At 62.6% G+C, this 13,615-nt stretch carries 18 protein-coding genes; 8 read left to right on the forward strand and 10 right to left on the reverse strand.

Annotated features, from left to right (window positions below):
• Window positions 1-81 precede the first annotated feature (81 nt).
• From M1D44_RS02805 to M1D44_RS02815, 3 genes are all read right to left on the reverse strand, one after another.
• Window positions 82-1,422 carry a cytochrome-c peroxidase gene (locus tag M1D44_RS02805; protein ID WP_316853091.1) on the reverse strand — a complete coding sequence of 447 codons (1,341 nt, stop codon included), beginning with the start codon at window positions 1,420-1,422 and terminating at the stop codon, window positions 82-84.
• Window positions 1,419-2,933, reverse strand: coding sequence for a metallophosphoesterase (locus M1D44_RS02810; protein WP_316853092.1), 1,515 nt, complete (start codon window positions 2,931-2,933; stop codon window positions 1,419-1,421). Before M1D44_RS02810 ends, M1D44_RS02805 begins: the two co-directional genes overlap by 4 nt.
• Window positions 2,934-3,121: 188 nt before the next feature.
• The gene (locus M1D44_RS02815; protein ID WP_004631913.1) at window positions 3,122-3,334 is read right to left on the reverse strand and encodes a hypothetical protein; all 213 of its coding nucleotides are present in this window, start codon (window positions 3,332-3,334) and stop codon (window positions 3,122-3,124) included.
• Window positions 3,335-3,720: 386 nt separating this feature from the next.
• On the opposite strand from M1D44_RS02815, the gene M1D44_RS02820 reads away from it, so the two are divergent.
• On the forward strand, window positions 3,721-4,041 hold the full coding sequence (locus M1D44_RS02820; protein WP_235193142.1) for a hypothetical protein: 321 nt from the start codon (window positions 3,721-3,723) through the stop codon (window positions 4,039-4,041).
• Window positions 4,042-4,303: 262 nt separating this feature from the next.
• The gene (gene icd / locus M1D44_RS02825; RefSeq protein ID WP_024974950.1) at window positions 4,304-5,554 is read left to right on the forward strand and encodes an NADP-dependent isocitrate dehydrogenase; all 1,251 of its coding nucleotides are present in this window, start codon (window positions 4,304-4,306) and stop codon (window positions 5,552-5,554) included.
• Between the two features lie 94 nt (window positions 5,555-5,648).
• On the opposite strand, the gene M1D44_RS02830 is transcribed toward icd, so the two are convergent.
• From M1D44_RS02830 to M1D44_RS02845, 4 genes are all read right to left on the reverse strand, one after another.
• Window positions 5,649-6,056, reverse strand: a complete 408-nt coding sequence (locus M1D44_RS02830) for a hypothetical protein (protein ID WP_152543657.1) — start codon at window positions 6,054-6,056, stop codon at window positions 5,649-5,651.
• Between the two features lie 66 nt (window positions 6,057-6,122).
• The gene (locus tag M1D44_RS02835; protein ID WP_024974952.1) at window positions 6,123-6,575 is read right to left on the reverse strand and encodes a pyridoxamine 5'-phosphate oxidase family protein; all 453 of its coding nucleotides are present in this window, start codon (window positions 6,573-6,575) and stop codon (window positions 6,123-6,125) included.
• A gap of 66 nt (window positions 6,576-6,641) precedes the next feature.
• Complete coding sequence (locus M1D44_RS02840; protein WP_316853093.1) at window positions 6,642-6,776, reverse strand: hypothetical protein; 135 nt, start codon at window positions 6,774-6,776, stop codon at window positions 6,642-6,644.
• 115 nt (window positions 6,777-6,891) lie between these two features.
• Window positions 6,892-7,071 carry a hypothetical protein gene (locus M1D44_RS02845; RefSeq protein WP_316853094.1) on the reverse strand — a complete coding sequence of 60 codons (180 nt, stop codon included), beginning with the start codon at window positions 7,069-7,071 and terminating at the stop codon, window positions 6,892-6,894.
• 449 nt (window positions 7,072-7,520) lie between these two features.
• On the opposite strand from M1D44_RS02845, the gene M1D44_RS02850 reads away from it, so the two are divergent.
• The 6 genes from M1D44_RS02850 to M1D44_RS02875 all read left to right on the forward strand — a co-directional run bounded on the left by M1D44_RS02850 (window position 7,521) and on the right by M1D44_RS02875 (window position 11,510).
• Complete coding sequence (locus tag M1D44_RS02850) at window positions 7,521-7,838, forward strand: hypothetical protein (protein WP_316853095.1); 318 nt, start codon at window positions 7,521-7,523, stop codon at window positions 7,836-7,838.
• A 317-nt stretch (window positions 7,839-8,155) separates the two neighbouring features.
• Window positions 8,156-8,368, forward strand: coding sequence for a cytochrome oxidase putative small subunit CydP (gene cydP / locus M1D44_RS02855; RefSeq protein WP_239497950.1), 213 nt, complete (start codon window positions 8,156-8,158; stop codon window positions 8,366-8,368).
• Window positions 8,365-9,921, forward strand: a complete 1,557-nt coding sequence (locus tag M1D44_RS02860; RefSeq protein WP_316684135.1) for a cytochrome ubiquinol oxidase subunit I — start codon at window positions 8,365-8,367, stop codon at window positions 9,919-9,921. The genes cydP and M1D44_RS02860 overlap by 4 nt, the downstream gene beginning before the upstream one ends.
• A gap of 10 nt (window positions 9,922-9,931) precedes the next feature.
• Window positions 9,932-11,074 (forward strand): cytochrome d ubiquinol oxidase subunit II, encoded by a 1,143-nt coding sequence (gene cydB / locus M1D44_RS02865; RefSeq protein WP_024974956.1) that lies wholly within the window; start codon window positions 9,932-9,934, stop codon window positions 11,072-11,074.
• Window positions 11,075-11,097: 23 nt separating this feature from the next.
• On the forward strand, window positions 11,098-11,226 hold the full coding sequence (gene cydX, locus M1D44_RS02870; RefSeq protein ID WP_316853096.1) for a cytochrome bd-I oxidase subunit CydX: 129 nt from the start codon (window positions 11,098-11,100) through the stop codon (window positions 11,224-11,226).
• An 11-nt stretch (window positions 11,227-11,237) separates the two neighbouring features.
• The gene (locus M1D44_RS02875) at window positions 11,238-11,510 is read left to right on the forward strand and encodes a cyd operon YbgE family protein (protein WP_037031509.1); all 273 of its coding nucleotides are present in this window, start codon (window positions 11,238-11,240) and stop codon (window positions 11,508-11,510) included.
• A 4-nt stretch (window positions 11,511-11,514) separates the two neighbouring features.
• Here M1D44_RS02875 and M1D44_RS02880 read toward each other — a convergent pair whose 3' ends face one another.
• From M1D44_RS02880 to M1D44_RS02890, 3 genes are all read right to left on the reverse strand, one after another.
• Window positions 11,515-12,135, reverse strand: a complete 621-nt coding sequence (locus M1D44_RS02880) for a DUF4126 domain-containing protein (RefSeq protein WP_316853097.1) — start codon at window positions 12,133-12,135, stop codon at window positions 11,515-11,517.
• Between the two features lie 78 nt (window positions 12,136-12,213).
• On the reverse strand, window positions 12,214-12,669 hold the full coding sequence (locus M1D44_RS02885) for a YjjA family protein (protein ID WP_024974960.1): 456 nt from the start codon (window positions 12,667-12,669) through the stop codon (window positions 12,214-12,216).
• Between the two features lie 189 nt (window positions 12,670-12,858).
• Window positions 12,859-13,062 (reverse strand): cold-shock protein, encoded by a 204-nt coding sequence (locus M1D44_RS02890; RefSeq protein WP_004631953.1) that lies wholly within the window; start codon window positions 13,060-13,062, stop codon window positions 12,859-12,861.
• Window positions 13,063-13,615 lie beyond the last annotated feature (553 nt).

A 13,615-nucleotide genomic window follows, 5' to 3' on the forward strand; every position in this document is an offset into this window, starting at 1 on the left:
GGGTCGGAAAAGAAACGCTCCATGATCGGCACTCGGCTAGCCGGCGTCAATGAGACGGCGGCCGGCCGGGCGACGAAGTTGTTACCGCGTATTGGGGCTGGGGGCGGCTTGGTGCTCGACGGCAACCGTTTTGGCACCTGTCTTGGGCGCATGCGCCGTGCGCGCCTTGTCCGCCGCCGGATCGGGCATCAGCGCCACATAACGCGCATCGGTAAGCGTGCGCAGGAACGCAACGATGTCGTCGATCTCGTCTTCCATCAGCGCAGGCGTGGTGCCGGGGCGGCGGTTCATCGGCACGGCATTCACGTTGATGTTGCCCTGGTATTTGGCAGGCACATCGTTGAAACGCTTGCCGCCGGGGTACCACTGCGCGGGGTCGGTCGAGCGCGTGGCATAAAACGCCACCGTGTCGCGCAGCGTACGGAACACGCCGTTGTGCATGAACGTCTGGCGCACCGCCACATTGCGCAGGCCGGCCGTGCGGAAGTAGCCGCACCACTGGTCGGGCTCAGGCCACTTGAGCTTGTGGGCAGTCTGGCACAGGCCCACGTCAAAGTGGCGTGGGTCCTTGTTGGCGGGCAGCAGCGGATTGCGGGGCACAGCGATGGCGTCGTAGCCGAAATCCGTAAAGAGCGAGCGCTCCGGACGCGACGACGATTCCACCATCAGATGGCACGACGCGCAGTTGCCTTTGTCCGGATTGCGGAATAGGGCGAGGCCGCGCATCTCGGCGGCGGAAAGCGGCGTGCGCTTGCGCAGGAAGTCGTCGAAGCGCGAGGTGAACGGTGCCAGCTCGTCGCTCTGGAAATAGGCCTCCAGCGCCTTGCCCAACACGCCGACAAGGCGCTCGGGCTCACGCACCGCATCGGCGCCGAACTGCTTCTCCAACGCTTGGTCCAGATCGGTGCCGGCCACCTTGCGCCGCAGGTCGCGCGCTGAACGGTTGCCCATTTCGTCCGGATTGAACAGCGGGCCGCGAATCTGTTCCGGGATGGAATCTGCCTGGCCATCGGCAAAGAAGCCGCCGAACGGCGACGGGAAGCTCGCGTCGTCATCCTGGAAAAAGTAGCGATGGGGGATGTAGCGCAGATACAGCAGCGACGGCGCATTGCGTGCCGCCACATGCCCGGGGCGGCTGCCGGCCGGCACGCCGATGCGCAGCGCCTCGCCCTTGAGCGTGGGTGCGAAGGCGCGGCCCGGGTCATGGCACGCCGCGCACGAAGTGCCTTGCGGCTCCGACAGGCGCGGGTCAAAAAACACCCGCTTGCCGAGCGCGACAAGGTTCGGGTCGGGCTTGAACGCGGTCGACTCGGCAGGCGGCGGCACGGCGTCGAGCTTGGGCGTCATGCCGATCGATTCGGCCACCGCCGCACCCGAGAAGAGTGCGGCGGCAACCCACAGTGCGGTGCTCAGGCGCTTCAAGGTGCAGCGAAGCCCGTCTTGTCGCACACCAGGCTCGTGCCGTTCTGCGTGCAGGTCGTCAGCAGCTTGCCGGCCACGGTGTAGGCCTTGAACAGCCAGCCCTTGGCGGGCGCCGGCTGGCGGTCCATGACCATGAAGCCGAACGAGTTGTTGTGCGAGATGCTGCCGACCGTCACACCCGAAGCCGGGCTGACGGCCGGGAACGGATCGGGCAGGGCCACGTCGAGCGAATCGCCGGCGTTGCCTGCAACGATGGTCGCGGGGTGGTTGCTGGTGAAGTTGATGGCCTGGAAGTCATGCACGTGGCCGTGCAGTGCGACTTGCACGCCCGGCGGGTAATACGCCGTGGCGTTCAGACTGTTCATGACCGACAGCAGCGCGGCATTGCCGCCCAGCGGCGTGCTGCCTGCGATGGGCACGAAGCCCAGGATCGGGTGGTGATTGGTGAAGATCGACATCACGCCCGGCTTGGCGGCCAGCGTGCCCACCGTGCTGAACTGCTTCTGGTACGTCTGGAACCACGGGTCGGTCGTCGCCAATGCCGTCGTGCCTGCCTTGGCTGAATCGAACACGATGACCTGCGTATCGCTGCCCAAGGCCACGGCGTACGGGTCTGAGGCGTTGGCAGCCGTGTCGTTGGCCGGGTTGTCGCACGAGCGGTCGGCCGAGTACGGGCGCGGATCCAGGAAGCGGTACCAGCCCTGGCCGGCGCGTGCGCATTCCTCGTGGTTGCCGCGCACCAGCACCCACGGGGCCGCGGCCATCAGCGGGGCGGCGGGCTGGAACAGGTCAGCCTGCCACGTATCCCAGCCGTAGCCCCACGGGCTGCCCTGGCAGCCGGCCACGTCGGGCGGGCAGGCGTTTTCGCGGTAGTGATAGTCGCCCACGTGCAGCACGAGGTCGGGATTCATCTTGGCGGCCGTGGCGGCAGCGCTGGCAAACGGCCACGACAGCGGGTCGTTACACGACTGGAACGTGTTGCTGGACTTCTTCATGCGGCAGCCGGTGTCCGCCAGGATCACCACGCGCTGCGGGTTCGCCTTGGGCAGGGGCAGCACGCGCGCGCCGATCGACGCGGCCTTGGCCGTGGATGCCACCGTGGCTTCGCAGGCGTTCACAGGGAAGGACGAGGCTTTCGAATCGCTGGCGGCGCTGGCCGTGGTGCGCTGTGCGGGGGTGCCGGCAGCCACGCGCAGCGTCATGCGCGTGGAGGTGCCGTCCACCGTCAGCAGCGGGCAGACCGAGCTGTCGACGGGCGAGGCGCTGTTCGTATAGCTGGTGACGGCGCGCACGACAGCCTGGTTGCTGTCGCCGATCTCCACCCAGGCGGCCTGGATGTTGGCGTCAGCCGTGGCTGCATCCGACGGCGTTGCCGTCGACACCGGCGTCGAGTCGGACGACGAGCCACCGCAGCCGGCAATCACGGCCGCAGCGGCCAGCGCGGCAAGAGAGAGCATCGTGAACACGGTGCGTTTTCGTCGCACCGGAGCGAACATCGATCGGAATTCCATTGCGCCATCCCTGTTTCTTGTTGTGGGGAACGGGCAAGGTACTCAAGCTTGATGGCGCTATTTTGACAGCCCTGCATGCGTGCCCGGGATTTCCGTTCGGCTGGCGAGGGCGAAAAAAAAAAGCAGATGCATAAGCATCTGCTTTTTCTGTATCGGCCGAGCCGCGTGGGCCCGGCAGAAACACAAGCTTATTGCTTGGCGGCGTCAGCAGCCGGAGCCGAAGCGTCAGCAGCCTTCTTGGCAGCCTTCTTGTGGTGGTGCTTCTTGGCCTTCTTGGCCTTCGGAGCAGCCTTTTCGGCAGCAGCCGGAGCAGCAGCTGCGTCAGCAGCCGGAGCGGAGGCTTGAGCGAACACACCGGTGGCGAACAGGCCGGCGATCAGGGCAGCGATCAGCTTCTTCATGGTGAATCCTTTTATAGATCAGTGAGTTAACCAACGACCCGCTAAATGAGTCATCTGCAATAACGCAGGCCGTTACAGGCGCGTTGACACGTTGCACTGAATTTTTTGTGGGAACCGACAGAAGCCTCCGCGCTTCGTGATCCGCGATGTGGCGCATGGCGCGCTGCGCAAGAAAGATGCCCGCCACCGGACGTGCAGCGCCCGCGTTTCGGACCGATCTGATTGGACGGCGGCGCCCGCACCTAGAGAATGCGAGCCGATTTTGCTCAAGGCTTGCCGTGTCTCTCCCGTCGTCATCTTCCCGCCCTACCAAGCCCGCCTCGCCCGTTCCGCCGGCCCGGCTCCAGCGCCGCGATTTCGTCCTGGGTTGCGGAGCGTTGATTGTGTTGGGCGCCTTGCCCGGCTTCTGGCCTCCTTCGCACGGCGCTTCCGCCCTCGACGATTTCATGCTCGTGTCACAGACGATTTCCGGCGCGCCGCTGGATCGCCACGCAGGACTGTCTTGTTTCAGCCATTTACACCGGACTGACGATCGCTTGATCGAGCACATCGCGGCGCTCGCGTGGTTGGTCCGCCGGCATCCGGACCTGGATGGTGCGGGTCTGGTCCGCTTGCTTGATGCCGGCAACGCGCTCGATCTGCGTGCCGCGCTGGCCCAACTGGTGGATGCCTGGAGCGCTTTCGGCGGGATGCGGATCCTGCCTTGATCGATGCCCGCGCGCAGGGGCGGGAGTATGGCGGATGGTGAAATTTTCCGGCATAATGCGAAATTCACTCTTGTGTCTTATATAAGAGTTGCGGCTTGCGCCAGATGCGAGATTTTGTGCGGTGCATCGTGAGCGCGTCATCGTAGGCCGTTAGAATCGCCAGTTCATTGCAGCGCGCCACGCCGGCCAACCCGTGAGCGGCACGCTGTGCTGTCAACCCCCACCGTCCACCCGCTACCTGCGGTCTGCACTGGAGTCGTCCATGTATCAACACATCAAGGTCCCGGCCGGCGAGAAGATCACTGTCAATCAAGACTTCTCCCTGAACGTTCCGAACAACCCGATCATTCCTTACATCGAAGGTGACGGCACCGGCTTCGACATCACCCCGGTGATGATCAAGGTGGTGGACGCGGCGGTTGAGAAGGCTTACAAGGGCGAGCGCAAGATTTCCTGGATGGAAATCTACGCCGGCGAGAAGTCGACCAAGGTGTACGGCCCGGACGTGTGGCTGCCGGAAGAAACCCTGCAAGTCCTGAAGGACTACGTGGTGTCGATCAAGGGCCCGCTGACGACGCCGGTGGGCGGCGGCATCCGTTCGCTGAACGTGGCGCTGCGCCAAGAGTTGGACCTGTACGTCTGCCTGCGCCCGGTGCGCTACTTCAAGGGCGTGCCCTCGCCGGTCAAAGAGCCGGAGAAGACCGACATGGTCATCTTCCGCGAGAACTCGGAAGACATCTACGCCGGTATCGAATTCGAAGCCCAGAGCGACAAGGCCAAGAAGCTGATCAAGATTCTGCAGGACGAGTTCGGCGTCAAGAAGATCCGCTTCCCGGAAACCTCGGGTATCGGCGTCAAGCCGGTCTCGAAGGAAGGCACGGAGCGCCTGGTGCGCAAGGCCATCCAGTACGCGATCGACAACGACAAGCCGTCGGTCACGATCGTGCACAAGGGCAACATCATGAAGTTCACGGAAGGTGGTTTCCGTGACTGGGCCTACGCGCTGGCACAGAAGGAATTTGGCGCCGAGCTGATCGACGGCGGCCCGTGGTGCAAGTTCAAGAACCCGAAGACTGGCAAGGAAATCGTCGTCAAGGACGCAATCGCCGACGCCTTCCTGCAGCAGATCCTGCTGCGTCCGGCCGAGTACTCGGTGGTGGCAACGCTGAACCTGAACGGCGACTACATCTCCGACGCCCTGGCTGCACAAGTTGGCGGTATCGGTATCGCCCCGGGTGCCAACCTGTCGGATTCGGTGGCGATGTTCGAAGCCACCCACGGCACGGCTCCGAAGTACGCAGGCAAGGATTACGTGAACCCGGGTTCGGAAATCCTGTCGGCCGAAATGATGCTGCGTCACATGGGCTGGACGGAAGCCGCTGACCTGATCATCTCGTCGATCGAGAAGTCGATCCTGTCGAAGAAGGTCACGTATGACTTCGCCCGTCTGCTGGAAGGCGCGACCCAAGTGTCGTGCTCGGGCTTCGGTCAAGTGATGATCGACAATATGTAAGCATGTCACTCGCGGTTCCGGCCGCGATGGATATGAGAAACCCCGGCAGCTTCGGCTGACCGGGGTTTTTTTCTGCCGAGAAGGACGCGCTTAACTACCCGCTGGACTGAATTCGCTGATGACTGGCCTGCAGGAATGGAAAGCTGGCGAAGCAAAGTTGGGCCGCTAGCCCGATCGCTCCTGCCACGGACCAGAAGCCAGCAAAGTACTCCGCCACAGTCCTATTGAAGAAGAGCATGGCGGTTGCAAGCTCAGCAAGCATCAAGACGGCAAAGGCGATTGCCCCCATCAGCAATGCTCCGCCAGGATCGCTCAGCAAGCCGTGTTTGCTTGCGGTCCATCTCGATAGTCTCCAGCTCACGGCCAGCATGAGCGGCGCTTCCAGCAATACGGCGACCGCATCTCCCAAGCGCGGGGCAAGCAGCAGGACACGGATCGCCCCCAGGGCAAAGCCGATCAAAAAAACAATCAATGCATAGACGCAGCCAGCTTTGGCACACACTACCAACCTGACCCGCCTATAAGCGCACCGCGTCATGGTGTTCCGTGCCCACTTGTTGAATCTTGCTCAGCAAGCGACAAGATCGGTATGCCCGAAGCCCTTCGAATAGTCGAGCACGGAAATCATTGTCGGCGTGACGCGAAATATCCGGACTTCCTCGGGGGACGGCATCGGCATTGGCAGTGCAACCTGTTCCGGGTACTTGAGCGGAAGCATGCGCAAGACCTTTTCCGCCTCGGCATGATCGGTCACAGGCCGCGCATGCGCCGCCATGGACAAGCCCGCAATCGTCATCAGGTCTGAAGTGTCGTGATCGATCGTGAGCGAGACTCGATCATCTCGGGCCAGATTGGCTGCCTTCTGACTTTCCAGGCCGCAGAGGAAGTAGAGCGTCAGTCCCTCGTTCACGTAGCCTACGGTTGTAGCCTGTGGCCAGCCGTCCGGTCTTAGCGTGGCGATCGTCATGATCCGGTGCTGATCCAGCAATCCCAGTATCTGTTTCTTGATCTGCTCGTTCATGGGCTGCTCCTCAAATTCAGGACAGCCTCAGCATCGGCCACTGGGTGATCCGCTGCTTGATGTGGATCAACGGCAGATCGCGACCGACTTCGCCACGGCTCCCCCGCTGACGACGAGTGCAGTAGCGTAGTCAATCTTGTGATCGAGTGCTGGTTTGCGGGCGATTTGCACAACATGATCGAACCTCGCGGCTTCGGCCATGGGGCGTCACCCCGAGGGGGGCACGTAAATTGGCGGGCGAGCCCAGGCAAGCCCGGGCACCGACGCTGCAACATCGGCACCAGCAGGCCGTCATGCGCCTGGCTCGCCCATAAAGTCAGCGTTGTTGGTCCGGGTTATTTGGCGCATCCGCCGCGCTTGTGGCGCGCGGCTTGTCGGCGGCGTTGCGGCAGAACGCCGTGCGCAGAAACTCACGCGCAGAGCAAACGCCTTTTTGATATTCGCTGAGCGAATCGCCAGCCGGGGAATCGACGGATTGGGAGATCGAGCGGGTCACGGCATTCCTCTTCATCTGATGAACGGAACCGCGCCCAACCCTGGGAGGAGGGGTGGGCGAGCACAGGCAAGGTGGAAAACCGAGGTATAGCGATCGGCACGGCCGAAGCCGTTCAAGCCTGGCTCGCCCCAGGAGGGAGACGAAGCCAAGCCATAGCGTTTGAGGACAAGCACCTATGCTCGGCGCTTGCCCGCTATACCCGAGGTTTCCACACCTCGATCGTTTTCTCTATGGCACCGAAAGCGATGGCGCAGAGTGTACTGATGGCCGCTTCGTCTGAGCAGGGGCGAAACTATAAATCAGAATTTGCTGACGTCCGGCGCCAATGCCGCCCGGTGTGCCCTGTTGGGTGACTGGTCTCTCGGTTTCCTGTTGGCCCGGCAACGTCGCCGAGCACTCCCGCAAAGCCCGGCGTACACTAAAAAACTACTCAGTACGGGAGAAAAATCATGCCCGAGGCCGACCCCAAGAGCACTTTTCGCGGGCTTCCATTGACCCCCGAACAAGATGCTGAGATTCGTCACTACATAAAGCAAAAGACGCACCGAGGCGAGCCATGGGACACGCCCGAGTTGGGTGCCATGCTCGACGATATGCTGGAGCCTCCTCCCGGCGACTCGGAGGAGTCGGATGAATTCCTGGCCGAAGAGCGAGGCGAAATAGAACGCGCGGCCTCCTCGATTGATGAGGCAATGGATCCGATTGAGGCCAGCGAAGAACTGAACGCCGCGAGAGAATCCGAGGCCATGAAGAAGCCGCAGCGCTAGAGGTCGGCGACTGTTGGATGTCAGCTGTCGCTGACATGCCAGTTTCCGTTGCCGGAAGGTCAAGCGTTGTTGTGCCAAATGCGAAAAACCCGGCAGCTTCGACAGTGGAGTGGCCGGCGTCTTTTTGACCGTCGAAGCTATGCGAGTCCATCTCGTGCTGTGCGGCAAGCGCCAGGAGTCACGAAAACGCTGTCGACGGCGGCCCGCCCAAGCGCCCGATACCTCACAAATCCCCTCAGGAATGGTTTGTCACTCCTTCCATCCATGACTAGACTGAATCACATGTGACTTTCTTTGCCACTGGCGGAACCCCGCCGATGGCACCGACGCGTGCCAAGTCTCGTCTGCCCGTGAGCCCCAACGACCGCCGACTCGTCCGCCATCTGCTGATCATCGTCGCCATCAAGCTGGTGGTGCTGAGCGCGCTGTGGTGGGTGTTCGTGCGAGACCACCGGGTGCCGGTCGACGCCGAGCGGGCCGCTGATCGACTGATCGTGACACCGTCAGCAGCGCAGGGAGGGCAACCGTGATTTCCGAGCATCTTGTCGATCTGTCCCGGCTGCAGTTCGCGGCCACGGCGATGTACCACTTCCTGTTCGTGCCGCTCACGCTGGGCATGGTCTGGCTGCTGGTCATCATGGAGAGCGTCTACGTGATGACCAACAAGGTCATCTGGAAAGACATGACGCGCTTCTGGGGCAAGCTGTTCGGCATCAACTTTGCGCTGGGCGTGACGACGGGCATCACGCTCGAATTCCAGTTCGGCACCAACTGGGCGTACTACTCGCACTACGTGGGCGATGTCTTTGGTGCGCCGCTGGCCATTGAAGGGCTGATGGCGTTCTTTCTGGAATCCACCTTCATCGGCCTGTTCTTCTTCGGGTGGGATCGCCTTTCCAAGACGCAGCATTTGCTGGTGACGACGCTGATGGCGATCGGCACCAATCTTTCCGCGCTGTGGATTCTGATCGCCAACGGCTGGATGCAGAACCCGGTCGGCGCCGAATTCAACTGGCAGACCATGCGCATGGAGATGCACGACTTCTGGGCCGTGGTCTTCAACCCGATCGCGCAGGCCAAGTTCGTGCATACCGTGTCGGCGGGTTACGTGACGGGCGCGATGTTCGTGCTGTCGATTTCGAGCTGGTACTTGCTGCGCGGCCGCGATGTGGAATTCGCGCGACGCAGCTTTCGCGTGGCGGCTGCGTTCGGCCTGGCCAGCGTGTGCTCCGTGATTGTGCTGGGCGATGAGTCCGGCTACACCGTGGGCGAAGCGCAGCAAACCAAGATGGCCGCAATCGAGGCCATGTGGGAGACCGAGCCCGCGCCGGCCAGCTTCAACGTGATTGCATCGATCAACCAGCGCGAGCAGAAGAACGACTGGGCGGTCGAGATTCCGTGGGTGATGGGGCTGATCGGCACGCGCTCGGTGTCCAAGCAGATTCCGGGCATCCATGAGATCAAGGCGCGCAATCGCGGCCGAATCATGAGCGGTATCGAGGCTGTGGCCGCGCTGGAAACGGTGCGCCAGCATCCGGGCGATGCGGCGGCGCTCCAGACCCTGCAGATCCATCAGCAAGACTTGGGCTTTGGCCTGCTGCTCAAGAAATACGTGAGCGACGTGCGGCAAGCCACGCCCGAGATGATCGACAAGGCTGTCGACGATACCGTGCCGCGCGTGTGGCCGATGTTCTGGGGCTTTCGCGTGATGGTCGGGTTGGGTTTCCTGATGTTGGCGCTGTTTGGCCTCTCGTTCTGGAGCACATTGCGGCCGCAGCGCAAGGCACCGGCATGGCTGCTGCGCTGGGCGCTGTGGATGCTGCCCGCACCGTGGATCGCCATCGAACTGGGTTGGGTGGTAGCAGAGTACGGCCGTCAGCCGTGGACGATCTACGGCGTGCTGCCCACGCATCTGAGTGTGTCGACGTTGAGCGAGGCAAGCCTGTATGGCTCGCTCGCAGGCTTCATCGGTTTCTACACGCTGCTGTTGATCGTTGAGATGTACCTGATGATCCGGTTCGCGCGTCAGGGGCCGGGCAGCCTCGGCACTGGCCGCTACGATTTCGAAGCCGCCCACGCTTGAGGAGAACGCCATGTTCGACTACCCAACCCTCAAGGTCATCTGGTGGCTGCTCATCGGTGTGTTGCTGATCGGCTTTGCCATCATGGACGGACACGACATGGGCGTCGGCACGCTGCTGCCGTTTGTCGGCAAGACCGACGACGAGCGCCGCGTGATGATCAACACCATCGGCCCGCACTGGGATGGCAACCAGGTCTGGTTCATCACGGGCGGCGGTGCCATCTTTGCCGCGTGGCCGCTGGTATATGCGACCGCGTTCAGCGGGTTCTACTGGGCGATGCTGGCGGTGCTGTGGGCGCTGTTCTTCCGGCCGGTCGGGTTTGACTACCGGAGCAAGATCCACAACGCGACGTGGCGCAAAGTGTGGGACGTGGGCCTCTTCATCGGGGGCGCGGTGCCGCCGCTCATCTTTGGCGTGGCGTTCGGCAATCTGCTGCAGGGCGTGCCGTTTCACTTCGACAACTTCATGGTGGTGACGTACACCGGCACGTTCTGGCAACTGCTGAATCCGTTTGCCATCCTGACGGGCGTGGTGTCGAGCGCGATGATCACCATGCATGGCGGCATCTACCTCGCCCACCGGACGGAGGGTGCTGTCCAACAACGCGCCACCAATGCTGCCACTGGCGCGGCCATCGTCGCGGTGGTGGCGTTTATTGCAGCCGGCGCATGGTTGCACGCCGGCAGCATCGAAGGCTTCGTCATCACCTCGGCTATCGACCCCGCGGGGCTTGCCAACCCGATGGCCAAGACCGTCGCGCGCACGGCTGACGCTTGGTGGCGCAACTATCAGAAGCAGCCGTTGCTGTGGGCGTTGCCGGCAATTGGCGTGATTGGCCCGCTACTGGCCGTCGTGCTGTCGCGGGCGGGGCGCACGCTTATTGCGTTTGTGCTGTCGTCGCTGGGGCTGGCGGGCATCATCACGACGGCCGGGGCATCGATGTTCCCGTTTGTGCTGCCTTCGTCTAGCATGCCCGGCGCCAGCCTCACGGTGTGGGACAGCGTTTCCAGCCACTTCACGCTTGGCTTGATGTTCTGGGCGGCGATCATCTTTACGCCCATCGTCATCGCCTACACAAGCTGGTGCTACCGCGTGATGCGCGGCAAGGTGACGGTCGAACACATCCGCGCCAACGAGCACTCGGCTTACTAACCACGGCACAGGAGCGCAAATCCATGTGGTACTTCAGTTGGGTCCTGGGTGTCGGCTTTGCAGTGCTGCTGGCGGTGCTCAACGCAATGTGGGGTGAGGTGAGCGACGAACGCGCCGCCAACGCGAACAATCCGAACCCGGACCGCGAGTGAGCACAGCGAACGTGAACGCCACCGACAAGCCGCGCATCCATGCCGCCAGCTTGGCCGCGGGGTTGCTCGTGATGGCGGTGGGCACGGTGTATCCGTACATCCTCGCCAATCGCGACGGGCATGCCGACCACGGTCTGGCCATACTGCTGTTCTGGGCGATGAGTGCGGGGCTGGTGCGCGGTGTGGGGTTTGTTCCGCGCAACAAGGTCTGGCGCGTGCTGTTTTCCGGGTGGGCCTGCGCGCTGGCCCTGACGCTGTTCGGGCTGCTGCGCGCCTTTGGATAGCGCCTTAGCGCGGCAGCCGGGTGGTGCCGGCCGGCGGCGGTTCAGACGAACGCCCCCGCAGCGCATCCCGCACGCGCCGCACGCCCCGCCACAGCTTGGGCAGTAACCATACCGATACCAACAGCAGCAGCCCCAGGACCACCAAGAACGCAACTGGCAGGAAAAATGCCATCAGCAAACCACCGCTGGCGGCCACGTCTTCACTGAACGACGCCACCCAGTTCGAGAACGGTTCCGGCGACGTGTTGATCAGCGCCCGCGTGCCAGCCTTGGTGGCATGTGCCGTGCCGGCCAGCGTCCCGCCAATCAGTCCTGCAGCCACCATCCATTGCGGATCGAGCTGCCCGAAAGCGGCCGCAGCCAGAATCGCGCCCGCAGGCACGCGGATGAAGGTCTGAATGCCATCCCAGACGGAATCGAAACCGGGAATCTTGTCGGCGAGGAATTCCGCCACGGCCAGCACGCCGGCCAAGCCGATCACCCACCACGATTCCAGCGTCTGCAGGCCGGGCGGCAAATGCAGCCAACCCGTGCGGCCGAGCACGCCGGCAGCAAATACGGCCAGATAGAGACGGAATCCGCTGGTCCAGGACAGCCCGGCAGCCAGCGCGGCAGTTTCCAGCATGTGGCTCCTTGGGGCGGAGAGGGCAGACGAACGGCCAGTCGATATTGCAGTGTAGTGCGCGCTCGCCTGCGCCGCGGCCTAAAGCAGCGATTTGCCCTGCGACAGGATCTTGTCGCAAGCCTGTTTGGTGATCTGCGACTTGATGCTGCTCAGGTCGAATTTGTTGCCATCCGAACTCGTCAGGATGCCCTTTGTGCCGTCGGTGTAACCCGGGTTCGACGCGGGCGCCCCGCCCAGCTTGCCGAGCAGCTTGTCCTTGACCGACGCTGCATCGGTTGCGCCGCCTAGGTAATTGTTCTTCATGCAGAATTCCAGCACGCCAGCCACATTGCCGGTGCTCCCTGACGTCAATGACCCGAGTGACGGCACACCGCCCAGGCTGCCGATGTTGCCAAGGCCACCAGTGGCGCCCTGGCTGTTGCCCTGCGTGGCCCCTTTGATGAGGTCTCCGATCTGGGCGTGGGCGGCAGCAGGAAGTAGCACGGCAATCAGCAGTGTGGCCGTGGCGGCGGTGCGGGTCAGATGATGTTTCATGCGCGGGGCTCCTTGAAATGACACGGGGATCATCCTTACCGTAGCGCACAACGCACTGAAATGACGTGTTGCGCCCGATGAGGTATCTCCGTCATTGTCTGGCGCCGCGGCAACAAAAAACCCGGCACATCGCCGGGTTTTTTGCATTTGGACACCGTCGCCATCTGGCGCGGTGCCGCGCAACGCCAATCAGGCAGCCTGAATGTTGGTAGCCTGCTTGCCCTTCGGGCCTTGCGTCACTTCAAACGAGACGCGCTGATTTTCCTTGAGCGTCTTGAAGCCAGCCATCTGGATGGCCGAGAAATGCGCAAACAGCTCTTCGCCGCCTTCGTCAGGCGAGATGAAACCGAAACCCTTGGCGTCGTTAAACCATTTGACCGTACCGAGTGCCATGAAAACCCCTCCGTTAAAACACAAGTCCGAGCCGGGAGGTATGCCTGTCGGGGCAGTGCAGAGCGGTACCGCGCAGTCATCGCCCGGTCGCCGGCCTGCACGGCACGACGAATGGCGCGGGTGGAACCGCGCCGCAAGCGATCGGTCTTCTTGTGGCAAACGCCACAGCCTGAAGCGGTTGTCGATCTGTTGTCGACTGGTGTGAGGCCTCCCGGGCTCACCATTCATGCGGCTCGCTGCCAACGGTTTGCGGGGCAGTAGGGCGCACATGCTGAATTCGATTGTTCGAGGAATGTAAGAGACTGTCAAGGCTACAAAGGGTGGGTTTGTGGCGAAAAACGGTCAATTTCTGAAGAGGGTTTGCTCGAAATCCGGCCGATCGCCTCCAAGTATGGAAAACGATTGGCTTTTCAGGCGCGGAGCTTGCGCCGGTTCCAGCCAGCTCGGAGGCGGTAAAGCGCTTCGCGCCCGAGGGCTGACGGACGCACGCGGCACGGGCCAAACCGTTTGTAGACCTTGAAGTCGGTGTTATTTCCCCAAATTGCGAACTCGA

The sequence above is a fragment of the Ralstonia sp. SA306 genome (assembly GCF_054792405.1).

Coding starts and splice junctions, on each gene's coding strand:
- cydB (WP_024974956.1), top strand. CDS start 9,932: ATGTTCGACTACCCAACCCTCAAGGTCATCTGGTGGCTGCTCATCGGT.
- cydP (WP_239497950.1), top strand. CDS start 8,156: ATGGCACCGACGCGTGCCAAGTCTCGTCTGCCCGTGAGCCCCAACGAC.
- M1D44_RS02810 (WP_316853092.1), bottom strand. CDS start 2,933: ATGGAATTCCGATCGATGTTCGCTCCGGTGCGACGAAAACGCACCGTG.
- M1D44_RS02890 (WP_004631953.1), bottom strand. CDS start 13,062: ATGGCACTCGGTACGGTCAAATGGTTTAACGACGCCAAGGGTTTCGGT.
- M1D44_RS02835 (WP_024974952.1), bottom strand. CDS start 6,575: ATGAACGAGCAGATCAAGAAACAGATACTGGGATTGCTGGATCAGCAC.
- cydX (WP_316853096.1), top strand. CDS start 11,098: ATGTGGTACTTCAGTTGGGTCCTGGGTGTCGGCTTTGCAGTGCTGCTG.
- M1D44_RS02850 (WP_316853095.1), top strand. CDS start 7,521: ATGCCCGAGGCCGACCCCAAGAGCACTTTTCGCGGGCTTCCATTGACC.
- M1D44_RS02880 (WP_316853097.1), bottom strand. CDS start 12,135: ATGCTGGAAACTGCCGCGCTGGCTGCCGGGCTGTCCTGGACCAGCGGA.
- M1D44_RS02815 (WP_004631913.1), bottom strand. CDS start 3,334: ATGAAGAAGCTGATCGCTGCCCTGATCGCCGGCCTGTTCGCCACCGGT.
- M1D44_RS02885 (WP_024974960.1), bottom strand. CDS start 12,669: ATGAAACATCATCTGACCCGCACCGCCGCCACGGCCACACTGCTGATT.
- icd (WP_024974950.1), top strand. CDS start 4,304: ATGTATCAACACATCAAGGTCCCGGCCGGCGAGAAGATCACTGTCAAT.
- M1D44_RS02840 (WP_316853093.1), bottom strand. CDS start 6,776: ATGGCCGAAGCCGCGAGGTTCGATCATGTTGTGCAAATCGCCCGCAAA.